This window comes from Nocardia sp. NPDC055002, from assembly GCF_053608825.1.
The window spans coordinates 565,744-592,007 of sequence record NZ_JBSGWE010000001.1 but is presented as its reverse complement, the minus strand read 5'-3'; the positions used below and the strand labels follow the sequence as shown (position 1 = coordinate 592,007).

The window sequence follows — 26,264 nt, the reverse complement described above, 5'->3', positions numbered from 1 at the left end:
CGCGGGGCGACAGAATGGCAGGTCCCCGGATGTTCAACGACCGTCGTCGCACCTACCCTGACGGGTCTTCCACGTGGACTTCCTGGCGCGAGCGGTTGGAATCGTTCGCGTACATCGTCGGGTTGGTGCTGGCCGTCGGTGCCGGGATCACCCTTCTTGTACTCGCGGTCCCAAAGTTTGGCGATTCCTACCACCTGAACGAAGAGTTCAGCCACGCCAAGGACTGCGGTGACGACCTGGACTGCGGTGACGACGACCTGGACAGCTTCGAACGCCTCGAAGTGTTGGTCGTCGGGCGAGACATCGAACAGACGACCAGTCCGAACAGCGATCCACACATGCCCGACACCACCACGACCGACTACATACTCACCTGCCAGCGGCCCGACGGATCCCGGAGCACCCACGAGGTCTCTGCCGAGCTGTACCGAAACTCTCAGGAGGGACAAGCGGCGACACTGAGGATGTGGCGCGGTCACGTCATCGCTATCACTGCGGGCACCGAGACATATTGGTTCCTAAGCCCAGGCGCCGAAGGCATGGCATTCTGGCTGGTTACCGCAGTCGCCGGCCTGGCACTGCTGGCATGGGGATCGGTATGGCTGGCGCTGATCGCACGGCAGATGAGGCGTGAGCGGAAGTGGGGCACCCGCGCCGGTTGAGCGCGAAGGCGACCCGCGTAAGGCGGTGTCGAGAATCGTTGCTGCGCTCAAACAGTCAGTGCGTCACCACTGTTCAGATGCTCAGCGTAGACCTCGGCAGGGCTGCAGTACCCGTGGATCTTGCGGGGCCGGTGGTTGAGTTCGAGGGCTATGACGTCGAGAGCGTTCTGGGTGAAGCGGCGAAGGTCGGCGTTCTTCGGTAGATATTGGCGCAGTAAGCGATTGGTGTTTTCGTTGGTGCCTCGTTGCCACGGGCTTCGAGGTTTGCATAGATAGATCGGCGTGCCGGTCGCGGCAGTGATGGACTTGTGGCCTGCGATTTCTCGGCCACGGTCCCAGGTCAGAGATCGGCGCATCGATATCGGCAGGCTGAGCAGATATTCCGTCAAGTAGGGGGTGACCTGGTGAGCTTTGATGCCCTCGGGCAGCGCGACCAGCGCGGTGAATCGACTGGTCCGCTCTACCAGCGTCGCGATGGCAGACGGGCGTGAGCCCATCACCAAATCGCCTTCCCAGTGGCCTGCGACCCGGCGGTCTTCGACTTCGATAGGTCGTTCGCTGATCGGCACCAGGTCACTGATGACTCCGCGACCGTCTCGACGGCGGCCGGCTCGTTTCGGATGCCGCATCAGCCGACCGGTTCGTAGTCGGCGCGTCAGTGTCCTCTCGATCGCTCTACGTCGGGGATCGAACAACGCCAGGTAGATCGCCTCGTGAGAGACTTGCTTCGATTCGTCGCCGGGGAATTGTCGGCGCAACCATCCCGCGATTTGCTCAGGCGACCAACGAACCGAGAGCTTGTCCTCAACGAGCTCTCGCAACATCGGATTCTGCAGCAGCTTGGCTGGTTTCGGCCGTCGTGCACGGTGATAGGCCCGCTGATCGGCGACCGCTGCCCGATAGGCCCCGGCCCCGCCGTTGCGCGCGATCTCACGCGCGATCGTCGAGGGCGAACGGTTCAGCCCGGTGGCGATCGTGCGGGCTGAGCTGCCCGCGGCCAGGCCGCGGGATATCTCCTCTCGCTCGACCATCGTCAAGTGTTGGATGCGCCGCCGCGTCGGCCGACGCTGGATTCCTCCGGTTTGGGCCAAGAATCGCCTGACATGCTGCAGCGGCATCCCGAGGGATCGCGCTATCGCACTGAACGATTCCCCCGCTCGCCATCTACGCCACACCTCGTCCTGACGAGCCGCTGACATTCCGTAGTCCCGCCCCCAAACCTCCACGCCGACATGATCATCCACGTGGTGATGCAGTGACCACCTGAGCCCAAGTTCGTTTTACGAACAGCTCTAACGACAGCCCGGCCGGTCAGCCTCCAGTTCGAGGATCCGGTTTCGCTGATCCTCAAGGATCCTGCGCACACTGGCGATGAGTTCGACGTAGCTCATCTGCATCGGGTGCACGCCGACCACCGCGGCGAGGTCGCGGACGTTGAGGTCGAGGATCTCGCGGCATGAGTCGTAATCGGCCTGCAGCATCGCCAACCGCACGGCGACCGGAATCTGTTCGGCGACCCGCGAACCGTGGGGCGGAGGCACCTGTCCCAACCACGGTGACCACCGTGAGTGGATGTCGTGCTCGGTTATCTCCGACAGTCGTTGCAGTAGCTCCCGGCAGGCGACTGGCGAGGCGAACACGGTGTCGAGACACCGGTGGTAGTCGGGGGGTTGCATTTGGATGTGGTCGCTCATGGCTCACAGCTCCCGGGGACTCCGCCCGATAGCGAAGAGATCCAGCCTAGCCAGAGTCCGGCACCACCGGGAGCTGGGGACTCTGAGGCGCAGGGGAACCGGCTATTCGGTCTCCCACTGGGCTTGCTTGGCGAACCGATCCCAGTGTTGGTTCAGCTTCTCGCTCATCGAGGTCGGACCGTCATGGCGGACCGTGAAGAGGCCGGCCGGTCTCCGGCGACTTCCGGGTAAGCATCCTCTTCGCCTGCAAGCTGTTCGCTGATCCCGACTTCGCTACCGAACACCGGGGTGCTGCACCAGCCCGGTGCAGCACCCCGGCATGACGACTACAGACTGTGTCGTCGCCCGCTCAGGCGCGACATCCAGGAAATGTCAGGGCCCTGCATCTTCATCGCCATCAGCTGCTCGGCTTTGTCGAGCTCGGGCCTGATCGTCTCGCGGATGTCTTCGAGCATCCTGACCTGCTGAGCTCTGACCGTGCTGTTGTTGTTGATCGCGTCCTTCACCGAGTCCATCCAGGACAGGTTCATGGTGTTCTCCTCTATCGCGATCCGATGGTTGGTGTGGCACGCCCGCCTGTCTGCGGATCGCTGGTCAGAACAGTTTTCGAGCGCGCGACGCGCACGGTAACGACCAGGGGTGCAAAAGCATCCAGCTTGCGCTTCGTGAAGGCACACACCCATCGCGCCGCAACGGTGGCGAGGCGACACCAGTCAGCATCGGCCAGTTTCGCAGCGCTACGCGCTGGACCGCGCACAACAAATGTTGCTGCACCATGTCGGCGGGGTAGGCCATCATGCGGGAATGGGAGTGAAGATGAAGCCGGAGGTATCGCGCCGGTACTGGCGAGCGCTGATGGCCAACGTGGTCGGGTTGATCGGTGATGCTCAAACCCTGCTCGCGCACGATTCGACAGGGCGGGCACGGTCGTTGCTGATCTTGGCTCGCGAGGAACTCGCGCGGGCCAACGCGGTTTACAACACCGGGTACCTCAGCTGGAACAAGGGCCAGGGTGTGTGCGAGTTCCCAAAGCACCACCTCAGCTTCTCGACCAGCCACCTGAGCAAGATTGCGGCCACCGACAGCTACAGCCGAGGGCTGGGCCCGTTTTGGGGCGACTACACCGACATCCCGCCACTGAGCAGCCTGGCCGAGGTCGACCAGCTAAACAGCGACAAGCAAGCAGGGTTCTATGTCGCCTCCGCGGCTGGCAGGGGCGGGCGGTTCGGCTCTCCGCTCGATGTCGAGCTCGACCCTGTCCTGAGCGAGTTGCAGGTCGTGGCCCAGCTCGCGGAGATGGCGCTGATCAGCGATCACACCCGGATGAGGGACGGCGACCAGCCCTACGACTCCACTTACGACCTTCAGAGCGAACTGACGCCGATCGCGCACCCCGAAGAGTTCGCCGAGTTCATCGACGCGATATCGGCGGCAGCAGACGAGTCTTGAATCGGGAAGCTGACCTACGCGATCGCCGTCGAGGGCGCCTACCCATCACAGATGTAGCTGCCACGAGTTTCTGGCCCGCCCGGTCTCGGGTCGATCCGACCCGAGACCGGGCGTCGCCTTCCTCGAAGGGCCGTTCGCAGAGTTGTGAGCGCTACGGAAACCGACCCCTCACACAGGGATTCGACGGCCGAGACGACGCGGATGGTCATCATCGGGGACGGGAGCGACTTGCCCAACCGCCCCGACACGTTCGGAACCCCCCAAGCGAACTGCAAACGCCGTAACCGGTTCGGACCTATGAGGGGTCGGTGTCGCGGTCGTCGAGTTCGTGCTGCAGGGCGGCGTTGATGCGCTGCGCTTCGGCGAGCTGATCTTCCAGGATGACGATCCGGCACGACGCGTCGAGGGCGTTGCCTGCATCGACGAGTTCGCGCACACGCCCGGCGATACGCAGTTGGTAGCGCGAGTAGCGGCGGTGCCCGCCCTCGGAGCGTTGCGGAGTCAGCAGCCGGGCCGCGTCGAGGCCGCGCAGGAACGCCTGGGTGACGCCGAGGATCTCCGCGGCGCGTCCCATGCTGTAGGCGGGATAGGTGTCGTCGTCGAGTTTGTCCGCCGCGCTGGTGCCGTCGGTGGGAGGGGTGTTCGGGTGCTGCACAGGGCCTCTCGGGTTCAACGCCGCAAGGCCCCGGCGCGCTGTGCGCCGGGGCCTTGATTTACGACTGGGGGATTGAGTTCAACTGTGTTCACCGGCCATGGTGGCCCGGTCTGATACTTCGCATCCGAAACTTCCAGGATGCGGAACTGGTAGAGGACTACTCAGTGGCCAACCACCTCCTGGATCGTCGGGTTCTTCCTGCGGTACTGCACTTGCTGGTACTGCACTTGCCTTGCTTCATCGCCTCGCCGGCGGTCCGGCCGACTGCACCGGATTCTCTTCTCCGCCAAGCGAAGCGGTCGAACTGTCCCGGGCAGCTCACCTGCCCGGCCATCTGACTTCTCAATCGGAACGAGAGCGACTGTATACGCCAACTTCCAGAATGTCTACACCCACCACGATAGGTTTTTTGCACCGCGCTGAAATGGCCTTTTCGGTGCCCTCGGCAGTCCTCGCAGAGCACGCGCTTAGCCGCGACGGCCGTCACCTGGTCCGTGGGGCAGGCGAGGATCCGGATCTCGCTCACGGCTCTCGCCATGGTCGAGATCCGGTACGGCGGCTACTCCGATTTCCTGCGGTGTCGGCGGGTGTATGACTGCCGTACCCGATTCCGGGCCCGTGACCACACCCACGCCAGCACCTGCTCGGTGGCAAAGCCGAGCACTATCAAGCCCAGCGCTGTCGCCGTGCCCATCACCTGATCGATCACCGGTATCTCCTCGTCGTTCGAACTGAACGACATTGAGGATGAAGCGTGCCTTCTCCACGCAGGTCAAAGCGATTTCAGGGCTTACCGTCGGACCCCTGTAGGCATTCGCTGCGGCCGAGTGGGACGCGCCGCGCCGAGCATCCGCCGCCCGAGCGGGGCACGGTCGGGACCGGCCTAGTCTGATCTTGTGGGTCTCTCGGTGCGTCATGAAGTCGGCACAGCGTTTCCGCAGGTTCCCCGAAGCTGCCCGACTCTTCCCATGATTTCTCTGTTTCCGCAGGCAGATGACTATCTGGCAGCCCTGAAGCTACCCGTCGTTTCCCGGTAGCTCCTGCTTAAGCACGTCTGCAAATCGTAGAAGAATCGTAGACACACCGGCGATGGAAGCTGGTAGCCCGTGACCCGGATGGGGGATTACTGGACACCAGCGTCCAACCTGGGACATGGGTGGGAGCTAGAAATCCTGGATCCATCACCTGTTGCGAGGGGTGCTTCGGCGTCGATAAACCGAGTGCCGTTGGGGGAGGCGAGAACACATGTCCCATCCATCGGCTTGCGCGAGGGAAACCAGTTCGCCGACCTCCCCGGCCCCACCGAGGTCGCGTACCGGAGCTGCCCGAGCGGGTGACGGGGGACTCCGGCACAGTGTTGCCATGGGTTCGTCGGTCGCTGATTCTCTCACTGTCGCCACATTCAACGTGAACGGAATCCGCGCGGCACGTCGTCGTGGATTCGACCAGTGGTTGCGGGCGCGGTCGGTCGATGTGGTCGCGTTGCAGGAGTTACGTTGTCCCGCATCTGATGTGGGCACCTTCCCGGGCTATTCGGCGGCGGTGGACGTGGGTTCCGTGGCCGGTCGTAACGGTGTGGCAGTACTGACGAGGGTTTCCGCCGCTGCCGTGCGGACGTGGGTGACCCACCCACCCAGGGCCCGCGGACTCGGTGAGTTCGCCGCACAGGGACGCTATATCGAGGTCGACCTGGCCGACCGACCGGTGACGGTGGCCTGTCTCTATCTCCCCAAGGGTGGTCTGCCCTCGCATCTCCAGCGCCCGGGATCTATGCGCGAACAGCCCGACGGTGGGGTCAAGTACGAACGCAAGCAGAGGTTCCTCGCGGCGTTCGCCCGCGAAGTGCACCGGAACCGGCTCGCGGCGCTGAGCGCGGGACGCGAGTTCGTCCTCACCGGGGATCTGAACATCGCGCACACCCGGCACGATGTGACCAACTGGCGTGCCGCCCGCACGATGGACGGATTCCTGCCTGCCGACCGCGAGTGGTTCAGTTCGATTCTCGGCACGCGTCGGCTCGTCGACGTGGTGCGACAGGTGCACGGCGACCGCCCGGGTCCACTCACCTGGTGGAGTTGGGCGGGTCAATCGTTCGCCAAGGATGTGGGTTGGCGAGTGGACCACCAACTCGCGACGCCCGGTCTCGCCCGCCTCGCCACGTCTGTCGTCGTCGACAAGGAACCGTCACCCGCTGAGCGGCTCTCCGATCACGCCCCACTCGTGGTGACCTACTCGGCAATGCCTGACTGAGAAGTCTGGTTCCCTCGGCAGGACACGCAAAACATGGGCAACTGGAAAACGCCTGGTCATAGTCGATGGCTACTCGATCTGAGCTCCAGCACCAACCGCTGCGTGGGGGTCAGGGGTTCGAGTCCCCTTAGCTCCACAGAAATTACAGGTCGGGCCCGGTCTAAGACCGGGCCTGACCTGTTTCATTGTGTCTGGCCCCGCGATTACCCGCGTTTTGGTTGGGTCGTGTTTCAGCGGCTTACTCTCGCCGCCGGACCCGAAAACGATCGCCGTGTTCTAGCCCCGCGAGCTCGGCCCGGTGTTGCGACGGCGAGTCGCAAGTTCTTGTCACAGATCTCCCGGACGCATTGTCCTAGTTGTCGACACCACATGAACACCTGTCGAGACGAGGTTCGATTATGGACATCAGCACGGGTCACGCCATCGAGACAATGGACGATCTGCGTCGCCATCTGCAGTGGGCGATCGAGCTCGAGCACGCGACCATACCGCCGTACATGTGCGCCCTGTATTCGCTGGAGCAAGGCGCCAATGCCGAAGCGGCACAGGTCATCAGCAGCGTATTCGTCGAGGAGATGCTGCACTTGGCGCTGGCGGCGAATCTACTCAACGCGGTAGGTGGCGAGCCCAAGCTCGACGCGCCCGAATTGCTGCCCGCGTATCCGCATCCGCTGCCGCACGGCGATCGATCCGTACGGATACAGCTCGCGCCGTTCGGTTCCGAAGCTCTCGAATTGTTCTTGAACATCGAACGGCCCGCCTCGGCGGACGCGCTGCCCGAATCCGACGGCTATCACACGATCGGGCAGTTCTACGCGGCTGTCGAACTCGGTCTCGTCACGCTGGTCGACACCCTCGGCGAGGACGTCGTGTTCAGCGGCGACCCCGGTCGGCAGCTCAACGAGATGCACTTCAACAGCGGTGGCGGACAGGTCGTTTCGGTGCACGATCTGAAGTCGGCGCTGACGGCGCTGGCCGAGATCGTCGAGCAGGGCGAAGGCGCGGCGCGGACCGAGGTGTGGGACGGCGAGAAGGACGTCTTCCATCCCGATCGCGACGAGGTCGCCCACTACTATCGCTTCCTCGAACTGAAGGAAGGTAAGCGGTTCCAGCTCGGTGACACCCCGCAGTCCGGGCCCACTGGTGAACCGATCCTGTTCGACCCCGACAAAGTGCTGCCGATGCGCCCCAACCCCCGCACCGCCGACTATCCGGAAGACAGCGCGGTCCGCCGCGCGCAGGTGGAATTCAACAACACCTACTGCCTGCTGCTGTACCTGCTGGAGGACACCTTCAACGGCAGCCCGTCGCAGATGCGGGACGCGGTGGGGACGATGTACGCGTTGAAGTCCCAGGCCCAAGCGCTCATGAAGATGCCCAGCGGTGACGGCCGCACCACCGCGGGCCCGACCTTCGAGTACGTCGCGCCGCAGGATCGAGCGTAGTCGAACGGCCTCGGCACCAGCACTGTCACAGAATCACCGCCTGCCCTGTCCTTGGTACAGCGGAGTTTCGCGAACCCCGCGCAATGTCCGAACGAAAGGAATGAGCATGAAGATCGTCGTCATCGGCGGCACCGGCCTGATCGGTTCCAAGCTCGTCGCACGACTCGGTGAGCACGGCCACCAGGCGGTTCCGGCCGCACCCAATACCGGCGTGAACTCCCTCACCGGTGAGGGAGTCAAAGAAGTACTGCAGGACGCGAACGTGGTGATCGACGTTTCCAATTCGCCGTCGTTCGCCGACAACGACGTGATGGAGTTCTTCCGGACCTCCACGACGAACCTGCTCGAGGCCGCTGCCGCGGCCGGTGTCGGGCATTACGTCGCGCTGTCGGTGGTGGGTTCGGAACGGTTGCCGGATTCCGGGTATCGGCGGGCGAAGGTGGCGCAGGAGGAGCTGATCGCGGGATCGGGTCTGCCGTACTCGATCGTGCGCGCCACGCAATTCTTCGAATTCGCCGGTGGTATAGCGGATTCCGCGACCGTTGACGGTCAGGTGCGGCTGCCGGGTTCCAGTATGCAGCCGATGGCCGCGGACGATGTGGCTGCCGCTGTCGGACGTACGGCGGCGGGCGAGCCGAAGAACGGGACCATCGAGGTCGGCGGCCCGGAGGTCATCGCCCTCGACGAATGGATCCGCACCGTGCTGAGCGCGCGGTCGGATGCGCGCACGGTGGTCACCGATCCCGAGGCCCGGTATTTCGGGGCGGTGCCGCAGCGCGAGCTGCTGCCCGGCAGCGATGCGCAACTGGCGCAGACGCGGCTGTCGGAGTGGCTGACCAGCAACTGAACTGTTCGCGCGGGCGGCGATCGGCCCGCCCGCGCGAACTACCCCCTTCGGAAGGGAACGAAGCGATGCTCACATCCGACGAACGTCAGATCGCGACGTCGGTGCTCGTCGTCGGCACCGGCGGTTCCGGCCTCCGTGCGGCGATCGAACTGGCCGAGCGCGGCATCGACGTCCTGGTGGTGGGAAAGCGGCCGAAGGCGGACGCGCACACCACTCTCGCCGCCGGCGGCATCAATGCCGCACTGTCGACCATCGACGTCGAGGACAGCTGGCAGCAGCACACGGCGGACACGATCACCGAAAGCTACCTGCTGGCGCGCCCCGATACCGCCCAGGTGGTCGCCGAGAACGCCGCGCGCGGAATCGAGGATCTCGAGCGTTGGGGGATGCCGTTCGCTCGCGAATCCGACGGCCGGATCTCGCTACGATTCTTCGGCGCGCACACCTACCGGCGCACCGCGTTCGCCGGTGATTACACCGGCCTCGAGATCCAGCGGACCCTGGTGAACCGGGCCGCGCAGCTCGGCATCCAGATCATCGATACCTGCTACGTGACCCGAATCCTGGTGCGAGACAACGTGGTTTTCGGCGCCTACGGTTTCGATCTCGACAGTGGCGAGCGCTACGTGTTGCGAGCCGACGCGGTAATCCTCGCTGCCGGTGGGCACACCCGCATCTGGCGGCGCACCTCCTCCCGACGTGACGAGAACACCGGTGATTCGTTCCGGCTCGCCGTACTCGCGGGCGGCCGGATTCGGGACCCGGAGCTCGTGCAGTTCCACCCGTCCGGGCTCATCGAACCCGAGAACGCGGCCGGGACACTGGTATCGGAAGCCGCACGGGGAGAAGGCGGCATTCTTCGCAACGCCGCGGGCGAGCGTTTCATGCGGCGCTACGACGCGGAACGCATGGAGCTCTCGACCCGCGACCGGGTCGCGCTGGCCGCCTATACCGAGATCAAGGAGGGTCGAGGAACGCCGAACGGTGCTGTCTGGCTGGATGTTTCGCACCTGCCTCGCGAAACGATCATGCGGCGACTGCCGCGCGTCTACCAGACGATGCTGGAGCTGCAAATGCTCGACATCACTCGCGATCCGATCGAAATCGCGCCGACGGCACACTATTCCATGGGCGGAGTGTGGGTTCGCTCCGAAGATCACGGTACCGGCGTCGAGGGCCTCTATGCGATCGGCGAGGCATCGAGCGGCCTGCACGGCGCCAACCGGCTCGGCGGCAACTCGCTGATCGAACTGCTCGTCTACGGCCGGATCGTCGGCGAGGCGGCAGCGCGGTACTCGGCCGAGCTGGTCGCACAGCGTCGGTCCCACAGTGCGCTCGTCGAGGCCCGCGCCGAGATCGATGAGCTGCTGGCGGTCGACGGGCAGGAGAACGTACGGGCCCAGCAACGCGCCGTGCGCGACACCATGACCGAGCACGCCGGCGTGGTGCGCGACGAGACCGGGATTCGGGCAGGCTTGGCCGAACTCGACGAGGTCGAGGACCGCATGACGAATATCGGCGTGCACCCCGACGCCGCCGGGTTCCAGGATCTGGCGCACGCCTTCGATCTGAAGTCCTCGGTGCTCGCCGCACGCGCCACCTTGGAAGCCGCGCTGGAGCGGCGCGAAACCCGTGGCTGCCACAATCGGTCCGACTACCCCGACCTGGATCCGGCGCTGCGGGTGAATCTCGTGTGGTCGGGTCCCGGCAAGCTCGAACGCGAGGAGATCCCCGCGATCCCCGACGGAATCGCCCGGCTTATGCGAGATGTATCGACGGAAGGCAAATTGGTCGAATGACGGCGTCGTGTGGGCGCACAAGCCGCCCGCTGTCCGGTGCCGCTCGCTCAGAGGGGTTGTTGCCGCGTGCCACGCCACCCGCGTACGGCCGGCGCGAGTAACGTCGTGGGAGATGGTGGCCGAATCGAGGCGGGGGATATGAATCACGCGATTGCCGGTGGCGTCGGAACGACCGCGCGATGAGTGGACCCGCGGGTACCGACCTGGGCAAAGCAGTCGACGACTTCTCCGCGCAGAAGGGACGGCTGTTCGGCATCGCCTACCGAATGCTCGGCACCGTTGCCGACGCTGAGGACATCGTCCAGGACGTCTGGGTGAAGTGGCAGTCCTACGCCGGCCGCGATTCCGTGCGTGATGTGGAGGCCTTCCTCGTCACCATGACCACCCGGCAGGCGATCAATGCCACGCAGACCGCGCGGGTCCGTCGGGAAACCTACATCGGCCCGTGGCTGCCCGAGCCCGTGGACACCAGTGCTGATCCCTCGCTCGGCGCGGAGCGTGCCGCGGCATTGGAGACCGCGGTCCTGGTCGTCCTGGAGAAGATGACGCCGACCGAGCGGGCGGCGTTCGTCCTGCGGGAAGCTTTCGACTACCCCTACGGCCGGATCGCCGAAGTCCTCGACATCAAGGAACCGGCCGCCCGGAAGCTGGTGAGCCGGGCACGCCAGGCCATCGAGTCCGACCGGCAGGTATCAGTCGACACCGTGCATCAGCGACGTCTGCTCGCTGCCTTCCTGAATGCCGCGCGCGCCGGCGAATTCGATGAACTGGAGGCGCTTTTCGCCACCGATGTCGCCAGCTACTCCGACGGCGGCGGCGTGGTGCGCAATGCCTCGCGCATTCCGGTATTCGGACGGACGCGTGTGGCGAAGTACGTGGCCGCGTTCGCCTCACACTTCTGGACCGGGGTCGCCATCGATTGGGTCGACGCCAATGGTCGTGCGTCGGTGGTGATCAGCCGCGACGGAGCCCCCATCGCCTGGCTCGGGGTCGGTGCGGCCGACGACGAGAGCATCGACCGGCTCTATTGGGTGTTCAACCCCGCCAAGCTCGGTCACATCGCCCATGTCGTCGCTGTTCCGGGGGACTCCGCCGCGCCGTGAAACATCATCGGCCCAGGGTCAGCGACTGTGGCAACCACGAATATCTGGCCGACGCCGGTGGTGCTGTCGCGGTGTACATCAGCTCGGCGAACTTCACCAACCTCGGGCCGCGCAAGGGATCGGCACCCCGGCTGGCTCTGACCGATCTGGGAGCGTGTCGCAAGGTCATCAACACTTATGACCGGATCCGTAGACGGTGGGCGATGGGGCGGAGAAGTGGTGGAAAGACGTTCCATCCGAGGTGCCTGCGTACTTGATCGGTGTCACCGGACCGCCGGGGCGCCGTTGGGTGTGGGGAGCGATCAACCTGGACTCGTAGAGGGCACGCGGTGGACACGTGTTGACCGCGCCTGGACGGATACCTCGGCGGTGGCGGACGCTCGCCGTGAACCCTCGGGCCTGACCCTGGGAACGGCGCCCGATCCGCCGAGGCCCGGGATGTCACCGATCATCGTGGAGCCGCACATCGACAACGATCGTCTTCGCCGGACAGCGCGGCTGTGCTGACGGCAGTCTGCCGATCTCGAGCAGCAATCTCGGCCATCCCGGTGGAGACTTGAGCTGGCCCCCGATTACCCCGTCGCCGAGATGGTGTCTGGTGCTGCCGATGGATGACCGTCCGCGGATCTGAGCGACATTGGCGACGCCTCGTGTTCCCCTGATCAGGCCCCCTTTCGGCGTCGGCGTGGGGTCCCTCTACGCGGCATGGCCTGCTTGCTCGTTGGGTGCCGACCTATGCCGGAGATTGGCTCGGTTGTAGCCAGGTTCCGTTCAGGCCTTTTGACCGGTCAGAGAGCAGGCTCTGTGTGGCCGTCGGGCCGAGTCGCAGGTGCGATCGAAGTGAAGGTGAGGGGCAGCCGTGCCGGGCCGCGCAGGGTGACATGTTCGCGGTAGGCGATCTGGTCGCCGGCCAGGCGGGGGTCGCGTACGCGGCGCGCGAAACGGGTCAGGGCGACGGTGGCTTCCAGACGGGCAAGTGGAGCGCCGAGGCAGAAATGTTGGCCGAGACCGAATGCCAGGTGTCGGTCGCCGCGGGCGGGATCGTATCTGTCCGGATCTGTGAAGACGTCGGGATCCCGGTTGGCGGCGGCGATGAGCATGACGATCAGATCACCGGTCGCGATGTCGATGTTCGGGAGGGTGATGGCGTCGCGGGCGATGCGCGGAACCAGCTGCACCGGTGGGTCATAGCGCAGACTCTCCTCGATCACGGCTCCGGTGAACGCCGGGGCGGTGCCCAGATCGGCGAGTTGATGGCGGTGTCCTGGGCGTAGTAGGGCGAGCGCGGTGTTGGCGATGAGGTTGACCGTGGTTTCGTGGCCGGCGATGAGCAGCAGGGCACAGGTGCTGATGAGCTCGTCGTGGGTAAGGGTGTCGGTAGATTCCTCGGCGGCGATGAGTGCCGATAGCAGGTCATTGCTGGGCCGGGTGCGTCGGTGGCGCACGAGTTGTTCGAAATACTCGTGTAATTCATTGTTCGCACGGACCATTGTCGTGGCTTCGGTGCGCCCGGCGGTGGTGGCCGAGACCGGGTCCAAGGCTCGCGCCAGCAGCGTGGACCAGCGCCGCAGCTGTGGTTCGTCGCGCAGCGGAACGCCGAGCAGTTCGCAGATCACCGTGATGGGGAGCGGGTAGGCGAGGTCCTGGACGAGATCGAGTTCACCGCGCTCGGCGGCGCGATCGAGAGCGGCGTCGGTGATGGCGGTGATGCGTGGTTCGAGACCGCGCACGACGGCGGGGGTGAAGGCCTTGGCTACCAGCCGCCGCAGGCGCGTGTGGTCGGGCGGATCGCGGAACAGCATGGAGGCGGTGCCGCTGAGCTCGCTGGACAAGGTTCCGGCGAGGTCGTGAACCGGCGTGGGGCCCATGGGAATCGAGGCGTGATGTCTCTCCACTGAGGCCGCTCGGTCACGCAGCACCGCCGCGCAGTCGCGGTAAGCCGACAGCACCACCACGGGCGTGTTCCCGAGCCGGATCGGTCCCTGCTCACGGATCTGGGCGTAGAGGGGATAGGGGTCGGCACGCTGCGCGGGATCCAGCAAGCTGGCGAAGATTCCCGGATTGGGTGTGGTGGTCATGGTTCCGCCGATGGGTCAACCGTGCCCGATGGCGCGGTGGGTGAAGGTGGGCGAGGTGCCGGGGTTCTCGAGCGCCCCGGTCAGCTCGCTGGAGGGAAAGAACTGCAGGAAACGTGAATCACGCTGCCATCGAGGGGCAGAATCCTCTCCGGTGGCAGGTCGACGAAGGTGGCGGGCTGGTACCAGGGCCGTTGGAAGGGGTGCAGGTCGGCCATGGCTTCCAGCTCGGCACGCTGGGCCAGCAGCTTCGCGTTCGGGAAAGCCGCTGCCACAGGTTGATGCGGGCTGATATCCGGCTGCGGCACTGTAGTGGGCGATCGGCTCGGTGCTCAGGCGTGCGGCGATGCTCATGCGAGTCTCCTCGGTGGCCGGCCGGGTATCCGGTGGTCACAGGACCCGAGGACGCAGGCGAGTCATGGTGAACAGCGGAGTCAGTGGCCGCAAGGGAATCGGCGGCACCCACGCGCCGAGCAGGTCCACTCGGTGCAGCCGGGCTTCGATCACCCGGCCGATGCCCATCTGGTCGATCGGATCACGTTCGGAGCCATATAGTTCCAGGGCGAAGTCCTCGATCCGCCGGACCTCGATGACGCTTTCACGCGGAGTGAAGGCCACCAGCCAGGACGGGAACAGGCCGGTGATCCCGACGATATTGCGGTGCGGGCGCGCCAGGATCGGCGGCGGATCGGAGATGACCTCGCCGAGGCGTCCGCCCATGCTGAGCAGTGTGTGCCCGCGTCGAGTGGCCTCGGCGTGAATCCCGGTGTCGGTGAGCGTCCAGTCGATCTCGCCGAGTTTCTTCGGGTAGCCGAGCAGTTCACGGCCGATGATGAGGGCAACGTCATCGTCGAGGATCATCCACGGACAATGAATTCCGGTGCCCTGCACTGTGTTTATGTGCACGAACAGTCCGGCCTCGTGGTAGCCCGGCGATTCGAAGTTGTTGTCCGGAAACCAGGCGGTGAAGAAGTCGGCGCGGGCCGGTTCGGCCAGTTGCACCCCGGCGGGCAGCCACTGCTTCATACGGTCGGGGTCGATTTCTACTGTGGCACTGAAGTAGTGGGCATCCCGGTAGAGGCTCTGTCGCGGGTCGGCCATGGTTCGTAGGCGGTCCAGGTCTGCGCCGAGGGAACGCCCCACGGAACGAATAGCGGGTTCCCAGCCCATCTCATTTCACCTTTCGATACACGGTGCGCAGTATCGGGCCGACCAGCCCGCGCGGTGTGTACTGTCCGCCGAGGGTCTGCACCTTGGCGAAGACGCCGGGGATCACGCGGCGGCGACCGGCGGCCATACCCGTGATCGCTTGCGCCGCAGCTTGATCCGCGCTCACCCACAGCGGGCCGGGAACCATGCGGTCCAGGTTCGGTGCCTGAGCGACCTCGGCGTATTCGGTGCGGACCGGCCCTGGGGCGAGCAGCGTGCATTGCACACCGGTCCCGGCGAGTTCACCGTGCAGCGATTCGGCCAGGGTATTGGCGAAGGCCTTCGACGCGGCGTAGGTGGCATTGTGCGGCCCGGGCTGATTGCCCGCGGTGGAACCGGTGATCAGGATCGCGCCCGCACCGCGCTCGACCATGCCGGGCAGCACCGCCAGCGTGAGATCGTGCACCGCGACGCAATTCAACTCGACCTGTTGCCGTTCCCGGGCCGGGTGTGCGGTCGCCAGCTCACCATAGGTCGCAAAACCTGCGTTGTTGCACAGCACGGCGATATCGCGCCCGGAGAGTTCGCCGCACAGTGTCGCGCGCTCATCGCGTTGCGCCAGATCGACCGCGCGGATCTCGGTCTCGACGCCGTAGTCCGCGGCCAGCCGAGCGGCCAGTACACGCAGGCGATCCTCGCGACGGGCGACAAGTATCAATGAATACCCTTGCTGGGCAAGGGCTTCGGCAAGTGCGTAGCCGATGCCGGAGGAGGCTCCGGTAATGACGGCCCGTGAATCGCGGGTGGGGGTGGGAAGGCTCATCGGTGGCTCCTCAGCGCTCAGAACTGGGTGAGCGCGCGGGCGCTCACGGTGGTACCGGCGGTGATCAGGGTGCGAACCGCACCCCGCCCACTGACCTGGCTCTCGCCCGCCGCTATGCGTCGGAAATGGCCTGCGTGCCAAGCAAGTTGGAGATAGGAGTTGATCGGATCGGCACCGGGCATCGGAATTCGTGGCGCGGTGGGCAGAGTTTCGGGTTCCCGGGTACCGGCGAGCAGGTCGGCCGCGATATCGGGCCGTACGGCGAACGGGCGACCCAGTCCGATGACATCGACCGCGCCCTGGCTCAGCACATCGTTGATGAAGTCCAGGGTGCGGATGCCGCCGGTGAGCATGAGCGGCATGGCCGAACGTGCACGCAACTGCTCGGCGTAGCGCAGGAAGTATGCCTCGCGTTCGCGGGTGCTGTCGGCCACCACCCCCGTCATGGCTGGGGCCTCGTAATTGCCGCCGGAAATCTCCAGCAGGTCGATTCCGGCCTGCTCCAAGGCGAGGGCGACATCGAGCGACTCGTCTTCTTCCAGCCCCTTGGACTGGAAGTCGGCGGAGTTGAGCTTCACCGAGAGAATCGCCGTGGGTCCGATGGCCTTGCGCACCTCCGCCACCACCTCGAGCAACAGGCGTCGGCGGTTCGCCGGGTTGCCGCCGTACACATCGCCGCGCTGGTTGGCGACCGGGGAAAGGAACTGCGACAACAGATACCCGTGTGCGGCGTGCACCTGCACACCGGCAAAGCCCGCGGCCACTGCGAGTTCCGCGGTGCGCGCGTAGCGGCGGCGCAGATCGTCGATTTCGTCGAGCGTCAATTCGCGCGGCTTACGCAGATTGAATCCCACCGCCTGCGGGCGCAGCGCCGAGGGGCCGACCGGACGGCGATGCAGCGGGCCGACCGCGACCCGGCCCGGGTGGTTGATCTGCATCAGCATCACCGCGCCCTCGCTCGAACCGGCGCGCGCCCAGTTGCCGACGGCCTCGAGATGCCGCTCGTCCGCCAAGGTCACGTTGCGCGGCTCCACGTAGGCGCGCTGGTCGATCATGACATTGCCGGTGACGAGCAGACCCGCGCCACCACGACCCCAGGCGCGGTAGAGCCGGGTCAGGGTCTGGCTGGGTGCGCCGTCGATCCCGGCGAGCTGTTCGCTCATCGCGGCCTTGGCGATGCGATTGGGCAGGGTGACCCCACAAGGCAGGGTCAGCGGACTGCCGACTGCGGCGATGCGCGGGGTGCGGTTCTTGGGAGGCATGTGCGGGGCTCCTGGTGTCGTGGAAGGGTTCGAGTCAGGCGATGTGGCGCGCGACGGCGAGAATCGGGCGCAGGACAACCTCGGCCAGCGCGCGCGTAGCGGACGAGCGCTCGGGTGCTTCCGATGAGTGCTGCTGCGGTGCGGGTGCGGTGGGCACGAAGGGCGCTGGCTCAGCGGCACCGGGCAGCAGGGTGCGCAGGGTAGATAACTGGGTCAAGGTGCGCACCAGCCATCGGCCGCGCAGTACGTCCCAGCGCAATTCCGGGCCGCCTGCCAGGATTTCGCCCGAGGCCTTGGAAATGTGGGCGTAGAGATCACCGACCGGTGTGCGCAGGCGCTGTTGCAGCAGCGAGGCCTCGGCAAGCAATCGGGCGCTGTTGGTCAACAGCATGCCCGCACCCGAGCGAGGCGCGACCAGTCCGGCGAAGTAGAGGTTGGCCACCCCCGGCGCGAAGGTGTGCGAGATCAGTCGCGGCTGACCCTTTTCCCAGTTCAACAGGCCCTCGCGCAGGAACGGGAAGGTGGTCTTGAAGCCGGTCGCCCACACGATGGTGTCGTATTCCCCGCTGGTTCCATCGGTGAAATACGCTGTGCGCCCATCGAATCGTTCGATCTCGGGACGAACGGCAATGCGACCGTGCTTGAGGAAGTACGGCAGTTGCTGGTTGACCACCAAGTCCTGATCGAAGATGCGATGTGTGGGCTTGGACAACCCGAAACTCCGAAAGCTACCCATCCCGACGGTGACGATCGACCGGAAAACCGCCTCCTGCACCAGTTTCGGCACCGGAATCGAACCCACATCGAACTTGCTGCTCGGAATGCCCAGCACATACTTGGGGATGAACCAGTAGCTGCGGCGTAGCGAGATCTCCGAATTCCCGAAGGTCACCGCGGCTTCCACGGCCAGGTCGCACCCGGAGTTACCGGCCCCGACTACCAGCACGCTCGGACCGTCCAGGTCGGCCGGGCGCTTGTAGTTCTTGGAGTGGATCTGCGTGCCGGTGAATTCGCCTGGATACGAGGGGATGTCGACGTCCCAGTAGTGCCCGTTGGCGATCACGACTCCGGCGTACTCTCGAACCTCCCCGCTCGCGAATTCGACCCGCCAGCCCGCCAGGCCCGCCTCGTCGAGCGGCGCGACATCGTCCACGAAGGCGCCGAATTCGATCCGGCGGTCCAGCCCGAATTCCGCGGCGAACGCGCGTAGGTAGTCACGCATCTGCGCGGCGCTCGGGAAATCCGGGTAGCTGCTGGGCATCGGATAGTCCGCGTACTGGGTGACGTCCTTGGAACTGATCAGGTACGTCGAGTCGTACACCCCGTGCGACCAGTTGCCTCCGATCGATTCGGTGGCTTCCACATGGTCGTAATCCAAGCCCAGATCCGCGTATGCCTTGGCCACCGCCAATCCGGTGTATCCGGCCCCGATGATGCAGTAACGACGCGCCATTGCGACCTCCCATCAATGCTACAGTCTGTGTAGCTACAGTGAGTGTAGTATTTGCCTGGACGCGGGCGAATGTCAAGCTCGTCCGAGCGAAAAGGGAGGTGGAAGGCGAATGACCGAACAACGAGGCCGCGGGTACGCACCGCGAATGGCCCCCGAACAGCGACGCGAACAGCTCCTGGACGCGGTCCTGCGCGTCATCGTCGAGCAGGGCGTGCACAAGGTGTCCATCGATACCGTGGCCAAGGAAGCGGGCGTCAGCCGCCCGGTCATCTACGGACTGTTCACCGACTCCGAACAGCTGCTGCGCGCCTCACTGGACCGAGAAGAAACCGCGGCCATGACCCAGATGGCAACAGCGGTGCCCTCGGCCGCCGCGGGCGATCCGATCCAGGCCGTGTCGGACAGCGTTGAGCACTTCCTCGCCGCAGTACTGGCCGCACCCGACCGCTGGCGAGCCATCTTCTTGATCGCCGACGCCAGCACCCCCGCCTTCCGCTGCCGGCTCGAAAGCGGCAGGCAAGCCTTCATCGCGGCTCTGGTGACTTTCGTCAGAGCGGCCGCACCGCCCGAGCGGCTGCCCGGGATCGATGTCGAACTCACCGCCCGTACCCTCTACGCCCTGTTCTGGGAAGCCGGACGCCTTGTCCTGGCCGACCCCGAAGCCTTTCCCCCGCAGCGGATTCGCGAATTCGCCAGCACCCTCATTCCCGCCCTGCCGGCATTCCGCAACCCGAAGGCACCCCAGTGAGCGACATATACCACGCAGTCCTGCGAGCCCATAAGTGGATCTACGAGACCACCGATGGTCTGGTGGGCCACCGCCTCCTGTTCGGCAATCCGACCCTGCTGCTACGCACCGTCGGTCGCCGCACTGCCCTGCCCCGTACCAGCGCCCTCACCTATGGTCGCGATGGCGATGCCTATCTCGTAGTCGCCTCCAATGGCGGCGCACCCAAACCCCCGGCCTGGCTGGCCAACCTGAAAGCCAACCCCGACAACGAAATCCAGATCGGCCGCCGCCGCCTGCGCGTCACCGCCCGTCCCACCCTGCCCGGCGACCCCGACTACGACCGCCGTTGGAAGATCGTCGACGCGGTCAACAAGGGCAGATACACCGAATACCAAAAAAAGACCACCCGCCCGCTGCCGATCGTAGAACTCCGCGCCCGCTGACCCCACCCGTCGTGCCGAGACCCGCGAATGCACACGCCTGCAGCCGTTCCCGTGCAACCTGTGGCACTGCTACCAGGTGATCGCGCCGCTGGAAGGCGAATCGGCCGACCGATCGGCGCGTCGTTAACGGTCAGCGCATTTGGCATCTAGCTGTCTTTCAACCGCTGTGAGCTGCATATATCCAGCGCAGGTTGGTGCCCTCAGCAGGACACACAAAACAAGGGCAACCGGAAAACGCCTGGTCATCGCGGCTGTCTATCCGATGGCAAACCGAAGCGGGCGGGGGTGTCGCTGCGTTCGCTTGAGTCGGACAGCGGAGGTGTTCGGTTGCGGTCTGTCGCCCGTCGGTCGAATAATCGTCGAAAGGGCTGCGGCATCTGCCGCCGATCAGTGTTGCGATTACTGGTTGTCGGCCGACGAGTCCTGAGGTGCTATGCCGCACCGTCTTGGGTAATGACGATTTTGCCCTTGGCTTTGCCTTGCTCGACGTAGGCCATGGCGTCGAGTGTCGACTCGAACGGGAAGGTGCGATCGAGAACGGGCCTCAGCTCGCCATTGTCATACAGGGACGCGAGGTGCTCGAGCTGGGCACCGTCGGCTCTCATGAAGAAGAACGCGTAACGAACGCCGAGCGTTTTGGCCTGCGCTCGGATCTTGCGGCTCAAGATGCTCATGATGGGGCGAAGCAACTTCTTGCCCAACTGCGAAGCGAAGTCGGGGTCGGGCGGGCCAACGACACTGATCGCAAGGCCACCGGGTTTGAGAACGGTCAAGGACTTCTCGAGGTTGGTGTCGCCGAGGGAATCGAGGACGACGTCGTATCCGGCGATCACGTCGGTGAAGTCTTGGCTGGTGTAGTCGACCACCTCGTCTGCGCCCAGGTTGCGGACCCGGTCGATGTCTGCGGTGCTCGCGGTCGTAGCCACGTACGCGCCGAGGTGCTTCGCGACCTGGATGACCGTCGAGCCGAGGCCGCCTGCGCCGGCGTGTACGAGCACCCGCTGTCCTGGCTTGACGTCGGCGACGTCGACAAGTGCCTGCCACGCGGCCAGTACGACGAGAGGAACCGCGCCTGCCTCGGCGAAGGAGAGCGAAACGGGCTTGTGGGCTACGTCAGCTTGGTTGACGGCGATGAACTCTGCGAAGGTGCCGATGCGCAGGTCGCGGGGTCGGGCATAGACCGCGTCACCGATACTGAAGTCGCGGACCGCGGATCCGAGGGCGGTGACAACACCGGCAACGTCGTGACCGAGAACGAATGGTGTCTTGTACCTGAGGAGCTGTTTGAACTCCCCGTTGCGGACCATCTTGTCGAGCGGGTTGATGCTCGCCGCCCGCACGTCGATGAGAACGTCGTCGGCTCCGACTGCAGGGAACGCCACATCGACGGATTTCAGCCCATCGGGTCCGTATTCAGTCACCGCGAATGCCTTCATTGGTGGTCTCCTGACTGTTGAGGATGTTGCCACCCACATGATAACGAAGTTATTATGTGGGTGTGAAGCAGGATTTGACGAACAAGCGGCTGGTGGTAACTGGTGCGGCAAGAGGCATCGGCGAGCATGTGGCACGCATCGCGGCCGCGCGTGGCGCGCGAGTCGCGGTGCTCGGCCTCGAGCCCGACCGGCTCGCGACCTTGGCCGACGACATCGATGGCCGATGGTTTGCTGCTGACGTGTGCGACGGGAATGCGCTGCGGCGGGCAATCGACGGGGCCGCCGAGTACCTCGGGGGGATCGACCTGGTCGTCGCGAATGCGGGAATCGTCGATTACGGCACTGTACGCCAGACCGAGGACGCGGCGTTCGCGCGAGTGCTGGACGTGAATCTGACCGGCACGTTCAGGACACTGAAGCTCGCAACACCACATCTGGCGAGGTCGGGTGGGCACGTGAGCGTTGTGGCATCCGCGCTGTCCTTTCTGGCGTTGCCGTCGATGTCGGCGTACTCGGCCAGCAAGGCCGGTGTGGAGATGCTCGCCCTCACCTATCGGCAAGAAGTCGCTCACCTCGGAATTTCGGTCGGTGTGTTGCATCCCTCGTGGATCGAAACGGATCTTGTGCGGAGTATCGACCGAGATATTCCGTCGTTTCCGGCGATGCGACGCAGGCTGCCATATCCGGGCAATGTCACGACGAGTGTCGACAAGGCCGCGGTCGCCATTGTCGATGGCCTGACCACGCGGCGTCCACGTGTGTACGTGCCGCGCGCGGTCGGTGTGGTCGGGTGGGGCAAGGCCGCGCTTGCCTCGCCTGCTGGGTGGTTGTGGGCGCGCCGTTTCGCGTCGACCTGGGCACCCCGGGTCGAACGGGAGATTGCCGCGCACGAGGCTCGGCGGCAGGGATGAGCCGCGGCCGATTCAGGAGCCTGGCGAGGTAGTCCGTGACCGGGTGAGCGCGATCTGGTGAGAGGCTGTCGCGGCCTTGGGGTCGTCGCCGAGACCGACGCAGAAGGTGACGCCCATCGGCACGAGAACCTGGCCGACCGGGTCATCGAACTCGTCGAAATGGTTCGCCAGCTCCAACATGATGTAGCCGTGGACGTAGCTCCACAGTGCGCCCGCTACGGCCTTGGGATCGGTCGCTGCGACGCGCTCTGAACCGATCAGCCGGGTGCAGGCGTCGGTGATGTGGGCGTATGCCGATCGAAAGGCGGCAGAGTGACCTGCCAGACGCACGTCTTTGTCGGAGGCGGGGCGGTAGGTCGATCGAGTGGACAGACCGAACATCGCATCGTAGAGGTGTGGATTGGCGCGGGCGTAGGTGACAGTGATGAGCGCCATCGAGAAGAGGTCGGCGACGGGGTCGTCGGTGCTGGGGAGTTCGGCGAAGGCAGTACCGAGTTGGTCGAATCCGTGGTCGGTGAGGGCTTTCACCAGTTCGGGTACGCCGCCGAAGTAGTTGTAGACGACCATGCTCGACATGCCGGCCTCAGCGGCCACGGTGCGTGCTTTGATCGCCGACGGACCTTCGGTCGCCAGGAGCCTGATCGCGGCATCGATCAGGCGTTCGGCGATGCCGTTCGACGGGGTGTCTTTCGGGTGCGGTGCTTCGGCCATAGTCGGTCATTGTCCCATTCGCGAGGGTTGGTCAGAATGTGGCTGGTTCGCGGTCGGCGCAGTGCGCTACATGTTGCATGGCATGCTCGGCCAGCGCTGTGATCGTCAGCGCCGGGTTCACGCCGGGATTGGCGGGGAAGGCGGCGGCATCGCACACGATCATGTTCCGGTAGCCGAATACCGTCATGCGGGGGTCGACGACGCCGGATTCTGCCGTTGACCCGATAACGGCTCCACCGACCACGTGGGCGGTCATGGGGCGGTTGCCGAGAACCTCGAAAACACTGGCTTGCGCGATACCACCGGTCTGTTCGGCGAGCCAGGCCGCCACCTGGTGGCCGATAGCGAGATGGGTTGGCGCGGGCCGCTTCGCGTCGATCCGCGTGGTGAGCCGGTAGCCGCGACCGAAGCGGCGTCTGACCGGGGTGAACGCGATCGCATTGTCGCGTGCCTGCATGACGAGCATCATGAGCGTGCGTCGGCTCCACCCGCGACGCAGTGTCGCTGCCCATCGTCTCGGGTGGCTCAGCACTTCTCCGGCCCACTCGATGATTCGGCGGCGGCCGTCGCCGTGCCCGCTCAGTACGGTGAAGAGCAGTCGCATGAAGTCACCATTGGGCCCGTAGGTGAGCAACTCGATCTGGGTGTCCCCGTCGATGAGGACCCGACTACTGGCAGTGACATCGCGCCAGGTCTGCGTGTCTTCGGGCAGCAGAACAGTCAGGACGGCTTCGCTGTTGGTGCGCACCAACTCGCCGAGTCGGTCGCTGATCCGTGGTAGCGAACCGCGGTGTTTACAGTCCGCCAGCAGCTCGTTGGTCCCGACTGCCCCTGCCGCGAAAACGACGCCGCGGGCGGTGAGTGTGCGTTGATCGCGACGCGGCCCGATTCCTGGTCGCCGGGTCGTGATTCGGTATCCGTCGCGACCGTCGCTACTGCTGGCAGGCCCGAGCGGGGCGACGTCGACGACGTTTCGCTCGGCGAGGATCTGCGCGCCGCGTTTTTCCGCGAACCACAAGTAGTTCTTCGTCAGTCGATTGGCGGCACCTACGCGACACCCGATCATGCACTCGCCGCATCGCGTGCACCCGGTGCGCGCAGGCCCTTCGCCGCCGAAGTACGGGTCGGGCACAGTCTTGCCGGGCTCGCCGAAAAACACCCCGACAGGGGCGGGGGCGAAGTCGTCCGGGCTCGCGAAGCGCGCTGCCACCGCACGGGTCAGGTCCATCGTCACCGACTCCCAGGGGGTCTGCTGCACGCCGAGCATGCGCTCGGCAGTCTCGTAGTGAGGTGCGAGCGCGCGATCCCAGTCTCCGAGGTCTCGCCATTGCGGGTCCGCGAAGAACCCGGGCTGGGCACGAAACAGCACACCCCCATACACCAGGCTGCCGCCGCCCACGCCGGTCTGGCTCGAGCTGAACACGTGTGGCAGAAGGATGTTGCGCATGATGCCGCGCAATCCGATGGCCGGTGCCCACAGGAACCGCCGCCAGTCGGAGGCTGACGTCGGCAGATCGGCGTCGGCGTACCGACGGCCGCGCTCGATGACCGCGACGCGGTATCCCTTCTCGGTTAGGCGTAGCGCTGCCACGCTGCCACCGAAGCCGGAACCGACCACCACCCAGTCGAAATCGAACTCCTGCCCTCGGCGTTCGGTATCGCTCTCGACCGGTGCCGACGTATCCATGGACTGCCTCCTGTGAGTGCTTGCGCCTCCACAATAACTTCGTTATTGTCGAGTGGCAAGCCATCCGTATGCGCCAAGACGCAGGACGCGGAAGGCGGTCCACAGTGCGGAGTCGAACGCATGTGCTCGGCCATCCGAGCCCATGTACGCGACCGACGCACTTCACGACTCGATAGATGGAGCGCGCACAACCATGACCTCACTCAAAGGCGCCGTTGTCCTCGTCACCGGTGCGAACGGCGGCATCGGTACCCACTTCGTCCGCGAATCCCTTGCTCGCGGTGCTGCGAAGGTGTACGCCACGGCGCGAACTCCGCGCGACTGGGACGACGATCGCATCGTCGCGTTGGCGCTGGACATCACCGATCAGAAATCCATCGATGCGGCGGTCCAGGCAGCACCGGATGTGACCATCCTGATCAACAACGCGGGCGCATCGGTATCCACGCCGGGGATCCTCACCCACACCGGAGAGGAGATCCGGCGCAACGTCGAGACCAACTTTCTCGGCCCGCTGTTCCTCGCTCGCGGATTCGCGCCGATTCTCTCCGCCCACGGCGGCAACACGGCGATCATCAACATTCACTCGGTGCTGTCGTGGTGGGCAGTCGCCGGTATCTACTCCGCCACCAAGGCGGCCCTGTGGTCATCGACTAATTCCCTGCGCTTGGAGTTGCAACCGGCCGGGGTCCAGGTCGTCGGAGTCCACGTCGGCTATGTCGATACGCCCATGGCCGCGCACGCCACCGGCCCCAAACTCGACCCCGCGGACCTGGTGAACCAGGTCTTCGACGCCACCGAAGCCGGCGAGTACGAGGTGCTGGCAGACGAAGGCTCCCGGCAGCTCAAACAAGGCCTCAGCGCCCCGCTCGAGGTCGTCTACCCCCAGCTCGCCGGCCAGCAGTGAAGTCGGCACGCCAAGGAAGCAGGGATGGTGCGATGACAGAAGAAGTACGAGGACGCCTCGACATCGAGCACCGTGGTTCGGCGCTGCTGGTACACGTCGATGGCGGACCACTGGGACTGTTCGGCAACGACATCGCCGATCAACTCGATCAACTCGTCGACCGCGCTGACGCGGACCCCGACATCAACGCGGTTGTATTCACGGGCACCCATCCCGGTCGCTTCGTCAGCCACGCCGAAGTTCGGTGGCTACAGGAGGGCGGCGCCGCGGTGCCACCCGTGGGGTTGCGTGGCGCCGCGACATTGGCACGTGCGGCCAGGGGAGTGAACAACGTCGGCGGGATGCGGGCAGTGCTCGGCAAGAGTCCGCTGTGGCCGGCCGTCCAGCTCGAACGAGTTCATCAGACATTCTTGAAGATGAACCGCAGCGGGGTGATCTTCATCGCCGCACTCAATGGTTCCGCACTGGGGCTCGGCGCAGAGTTCTGTTGGGCCAACGACCTACGCATCATGGCGGACGGCGACTACTTCATCGGGCAGCCGGAGATCCTGCTCGGCATCATGCCCGGGGGCGGTGGCAGCCAGCGCCTGCCCCGGCTGGTCGGCAACCACCGGGCACTCACGGCGATCCTGTCCGGCAAACCCTTCACCCCCACAGAGGCGTTGGAGATCGGCGCCGTTGACGATGTCACGCCCCTGAGAAACTGCTCGATCGAGCATTCGAGCTAGCCGGATACTTCGGGGCACGGCCCAAGTCGTCACGCGCGGCGATCA

General features: G+C 65.2%; 24 protein-coding genes. 12 read left to right on the top strand and 12 right to left on the bottom strand.

All coding sequences use genetic code 11. From position 1 onward, the window contains the following. Positions 1-29 precede the first annotated feature (29 nt). On the top strand, positions 30-662 hold the full coding sequence (locus tag ACWF99_RS02835; RefSeq protein ID WP_452534275.1) for a hypothetical protein: 633 nt from the start codon (positions 30-32) through the stop codon (positions 660-662). A 47-nt stretch (positions 663-709) separates the two neighbouring features. Here ACWF99_RS02835 and ACWF99_RS02830 read toward each other — a convergent pair whose 3' ends face one another. From ACWF99_RS02830 to ACWF99_RS02820, 3 genes are all read right to left on the bottom strand, one after another. Continuing rightward, the gene (locus ACWF99_RS02830; RefSeq protein ID WP_452535296.1) at positions 710-1,861 is read right to left on the bottom strand and encodes an IS30 family transposase; all 1,152 of its coding nucleotides are present in this window, start codon (positions 1,859-1,861) and stop codon (positions 710-712) included. A gap of 93 nt (positions 1,862-1,954) precedes the next feature. Next, entirely contained in the window at positions 1,955-2,356 is a 402-nt protein-coding gene (locus ACWF99_RS02825) for a hypothetical protein (protein WP_387221702.1), read from the bottom strand. 326 nt (positions 2,357-2,682) lie between these two features. Next, positions 2,683-2,886, bottom strand: a complete 204-nt coding sequence (locus ACWF99_RS02820) for a hypothetical protein (protein WP_449992291.1) — start codon at positions 2,884-2,886, stop codon at positions 2,683-2,685. A 232-nt stretch (positions 2,887-3,118) separates the two neighbouring features. Between ACWF99_RS02820 and ACWF99_RS02815 the strand changes: the two genes are divergently transcribed. Further along, a complete protein-coding gene (locus ACWF99_RS02815; RefSeq protein ID WP_452534273.1) occupies positions 3,119-3,805 on the top strand; it encodes an AbiV family abortive infection protein in 687 nt (228 codons plus the stop codon). A gap of 295 nt (positions 3,806-4,100) precedes the next feature. On the opposite strand, the gene ACWF99_RS02810 is transcribed toward ACWF99_RS02815, so the two are convergent. Continuing rightward, positions 4,101-4,460: a helix-turn-helix domain-containing protein gene (locus ACWF99_RS02810; RefSeq protein ID WP_387221700.1), complete on the bottom strand. Its 360-nt coding sequence runs from the start codon at positions 4,458-4,460 to the stop codon at positions 4,101-4,103. A gap of 1,362 nt (positions 4,461-5,822) precedes the next feature. On the opposite strand from ACWF99_RS02810, the gene ACWF99_RS02805 reads away from it, so the two are divergent. The 5 genes from ACWF99_RS02805 (at position 5,823) to ACWF99_RS02785 (ending at position 11,904) form a co-directional block, all read left to right on the top strand. Next, on the top strand, positions 5,823-6,710 hold the full coding sequence (locus tag ACWF99_RS02805; protein WP_452534271.1) for an exodeoxyribonuclease III: 888 nt from the start codon (positions 5,823-5,825) through the stop codon (positions 6,708-6,710). Positions 6,711-7,108: 398 nt separating this feature from the next. Further along, entirely contained in the window at positions 7,109-8,155 is a 1,047-nt protein-coding gene (locus ACWF99_RS02800) for a ferritin-like domain-containing protein (protein ID WP_452534269.1), read from the top strand. A 106-nt stretch (positions 8,156-8,261) separates the two neighbouring features. Then, positions 8,262-9,002, top strand: a complete 741-nt coding sequence (locus ACWF99_RS02795; protein ID WP_452534267.1) for an SDR family oxidoreductase — start codon at positions 8,262-8,264, stop codon at positions 9,000-9,002. Between the two features lie 65 nt (positions 9,003-9,067). Then, positions 9,068-10,801, top strand: coding sequence for an L-aspartate oxidase (locus tag ACWF99_RS02790; protein ID WP_452534265.1), 1,734 nt, complete (start codon positions 9,068-9,070; stop codon positions 10,799-10,801). A 179-nt stretch (positions 10,802-10,980) separates the two neighbouring features. Then, positions 10,981-11,904 carry an RNA polymerase sigma-70 factor gene (locus tag ACWF99_RS02785; RefSeq protein ID WP_452534263.1) on the top strand — a complete coding sequence of 308 codons (924 nt, stop codon included), beginning with the start codon at positions 10,981-10,983 and terminating at the stop codon, positions 11,902-11,904. 788 nt (positions 11,905-12,692) lie between these two features. On the opposite strand, the gene ACWF99_RS02780 is transcribed toward ACWF99_RS02785, so the two are convergent. From ACWF99_RS02780 to ACWF99_RS02760, 5 genes are all read right to left on the bottom strand, one after another. Continuing rightward, complete coding sequence (locus ACWF99_RS02780) at positions 12,693-13,982, bottom strand: cytochrome P450 (protein ID WP_452534262.1); 1,290 nt, start codon at positions 13,980-13,982, stop codon at positions 12,693-12,695. Positions 13,983-14,369: 387 nt separating this feature from the next. Further along, positions 14,370-15,149 (bottom strand): acetoacetate decarboxylase family protein, encoded by a 780-nt coding sequence (locus ACWF99_RS02775; protein WP_452534260.1) that lies wholly within the window; start codon positions 15,147-15,149, stop codon positions 14,370-14,372. Position 15,150: 1 nt separating this feature from the next. Continuing rightward, a complete protein-coding gene (locus tag ACWF99_RS02770) occupies positions 15,151-15,951 on the bottom strand; it encodes an SDR family NAD(P)-dependent oxidoreductase (protein WP_452534258.1) in 801 nt (266 codons plus the stop codon). A 17-nt stretch (positions 15,952-15,968) separates the two neighbouring features. Beyond that, entirely contained in the window at positions 15,969-17,213 is a 1,245-nt protein-coding gene (locus tag ACWF99_RS02765) for an NADH:flavin oxidoreductase/NADH oxidase family protein (RefSeq protein ID WP_452534256.1), read from the bottom strand. 34 nt (positions 17,214-17,247) lie between these two features. After that, positions 17,248-18,666, bottom strand: a complete 1,419-nt coding sequence (locus tag ACWF99_RS02760; protein WP_452534254.1) for a flavin-containing monooxygenase — start codon at positions 18,664-18,666, stop codon at positions 17,248-17,250. A 109-nt stretch (positions 18,667-18,775) separates the two neighbouring features. Between ACWF99_RS02760 and ACWF99_RS02755 the strand changes: the two genes are divergently transcribed. Beyond that, positions 18,776-19,414 (top strand): TetR/AcrR family transcriptional regulator, encoded by a 639-nt coding sequence (locus tag ACWF99_RS02755; RefSeq protein WP_452534252.1) that lies wholly within the window; start codon positions 18,776-18,778, stop codon positions 19,412-19,414. Next, complete coding sequence (locus ACWF99_RS02750) at positions 19,411-19,839, top strand: nitroreductase family deazaflavin-dependent oxidoreductase (RefSeq protein ID WP_452534250.1); 429 nt, start codon at positions 19,411-19,413, stop codon at positions 19,837-19,839. The genes ACWF99_RS02755 and ACWF99_RS02750 overlap by 4 nt, the downstream gene beginning before the upstream one ends. A gap of 431 nt (positions 19,840-20,270) precedes the next feature. Here the strand turns inward: ACWF99_RS02750 and ACWF99_RS02745 are convergent, their stop codons facing one another. Continuing rightward, positions 20,271-21,275 carry an NADP-dependent oxidoreductase gene (locus tag ACWF99_RS02745; RefSeq protein WP_452534249.1) on the bottom strand — a complete coding sequence of 335 codons (1,005 nt, stop codon included), beginning with the start codon at positions 21,273-21,275 and terminating at the stop codon, positions 20,271-20,273. A 56-nt stretch (positions 21,276-21,331) separates the two neighbouring features. Here ACWF99_RS02745 and ACWF99_RS02740 point away from each other — a divergent pair, with 56 nt between their 5' ends. Continuing rightward, complete coding sequence (locus tag ACWF99_RS02740; protein WP_452534247.1) at positions 21,332-22,186, top strand: short-chain dehydrogenase/reductase; 855 nt, start codon at positions 21,332-21,334, stop codon at positions 22,184-22,186. A gap of 12 nt (positions 22,187-22,198) precedes the next feature. On the opposite strand, the gene ACWF99_RS02735 is transcribed toward ACWF99_RS02740, so the two are convergent. Both ACWF99_RS02735 and ACWF99_RS02730 read right to left on the bottom strand, forming a co-directional pair. Next, the gene (locus ACWF99_RS02735; protein ID WP_452534245.1) at positions 22,199-22,897 is read right to left on the bottom strand and encodes a TetR/AcrR family transcriptional regulator; all 699 of its coding nucleotides are present in this window, start codon (positions 22,895-22,897) and stop codon (positions 22,199-22,201) included. A gap of 31 nt (positions 22,898-22,928) precedes the next feature. Next, entirely contained in the window at positions 22,929-24,584 is a 1,656-nt protein-coding gene (locus tag ACWF99_RS02730) for a GMC oxidoreductase (protein ID WP_452534243.1), read from the bottom strand. Positions 24,585-24,777: 193 nt separating this feature from the next. Here ACWF99_RS02730 and ACWF99_RS02725 point away from each other — a divergent pair, with 193 nt between their 5' ends. Together ACWF99_RS02725 and ACWF99_RS02720 are read left to right on the top strand one after the other, a co-directional pair. Continuing rightward, positions 24,778-25,491, top strand: a complete 714-nt coding sequence (locus ACWF99_RS02725; protein ID WP_379227101.1) for an SDR family oxidoreductase — start codon at positions 24,778-24,780, stop codon at positions 25,489-25,491. Between the two features lie 32 nt (positions 25,492-25,523). Then, positions 25,524-26,219, top strand: coding sequence for an enoyl-CoA hydratase/isomerase family protein (locus ACWF99_RS02720; RefSeq protein WP_452534241.1), 696 nt, complete (start codon positions 25,524-25,526; stop codon positions 26,217-26,219). The last annotated feature ends 45 nt before the right edge of the window (positions 26,220-26,264 follow it).

Coding starts and splice junctions, on each gene's coding strand:
- ACWF99_RS02835 (WP_452534275.1), top strand. CDS start 30: ATGTTCAACGACCGTCGTCGCACCTACCCTGACGGGTCTTCCACGTGG.
- ACWF99_RS02830 (WP_452535296.1), bottom strand. CDS start 1,861: ATGTCAGCGGCTCGTCAGGACGAGGTGTGGCGTAGATGGCGAGCGGGG.
- ACWF99_RS02825 (WP_387221702.1), bottom strand. CDS start 2,356: ATGAGCGACCACATCCAAATGCAACCCCCCGACTACCACCGGTGTCTC.
- ACWF99_RS02820 (WP_449992291.1), bottom strand. CDS start 2,886: ATGAACCTGTCCTGGATGGACTCGGTGAAGGACGCGATCAACAACAAC.
- ACWF99_RS02815 (WP_452534273.1), top strand. CDS start 3,119: ATGTTGCTGCACCATGTCGGCGGGGTAGGCCATCATGCGGGAATGGGA.
- ACWF99_RS02805 (WP_452534271.1), top strand. CDS start 5,823: ATGGGTTCGTCGGTCGCTGATTCTCTCACTGTCGCCACATTCAACGTG.
- ACWF99_RS02800 (WP_452534269.1), top strand. CDS start 7,109: ATGGACATCAGCACGGGTCACGCCATCGAGACAATGGACGATCTGCGT.
- ACWF99_RS02795 (WP_452534267.1), top strand. CDS start 8,262: ATGAAGATCGTCGTCATCGGCGGCACCGGCCTGATCGGTTCCAAGCTC.
- ACWF99_RS02790 (WP_452534265.1), top strand. CDS start 9,068: ATGCTCACATCCGACGAACGTCAGATCGCGACGTCGGTGCTCGTCGTC.
- ACWF99_RS02785 (WP_452534263.1), top strand. CDS start 10,981: ATGAGTGGACCCGCGGGTACCGACCTGGGCAAAGCAGTCGACGACTTC.
- ACWF99_RS02780 (WP_452534262.1), bottom strand. CDS start 13,982: ATGACCACCACACCCAATCCGGGAATCTTCGCCAGCTTGCTGGATCCC.
- ACWF99_RS02775 (WP_452534260.1), bottom strand. CDS start 15,149: ATGGGCTGGGAACCCGCTATTCGTTCCGTGGGGCGTTCCCTCGGCGCA.
- ACWF99_RS02770 (WP_452534258.1), bottom strand. CDS start 15,951: ATGAGCCTTCCCACCCCCACCCGCGATTCACGGGCCGTCATTACCGGA.
- ACWF99_RS02765 (WP_452534256.1), bottom strand. CDS start 17,213: ATGCCTCCCAAGAACCGCACCCCGCGCATCGCCGCAGTCGGCAGTCCG.
- ACWF99_RS02760 (WP_452534254.1), bottom strand. CDS start 18,666: ATGGCGCGTCGTTACTGCATCATCGGGGCCGGATACACCGGATTGGCG.
- ACWF99_RS02755 (WP_452534252.1), top strand. CDS start 18,776: ATGACCGAACAACGAGGCCGCGGGTACGCACCGCGAATGGCCCCCGAA.
- ACWF99_RS02745 (WP_452534249.1), bottom strand. CDS start 21,275: ATGAAGGCATTCGCGGTGACTGAATACGGACCCGATGGGCTGAAATCC.
- ACWF99_RS02735 (WP_452534245.1), bottom strand. CDS start 22,897: ATGGCCGAAGCACCGCACCCGAAAGACACCCCGTCGAACGGCATCGCC.
- ACWF99_RS02730 (WP_452534243.1), bottom strand. CDS start 24,584: ATGGATACGTCGGCACCGGTCGAGAGCGATACCGAACGCCGAGGGCAG.
- ACWF99_RS02725 (WP_379227101.1), top strand. CDS start 24,778: ATGACCTCACTCAAAGGCGCCGTTGTCCTCGTCACCGGTGCGAACGGC.
- ACWF99_RS02720 (WP_452534241.1), top strand. CDS start 25,524: ATGACAGAAGAAGTACGAGGACGCCTCGACATCGAGCACCGTGGTTCG.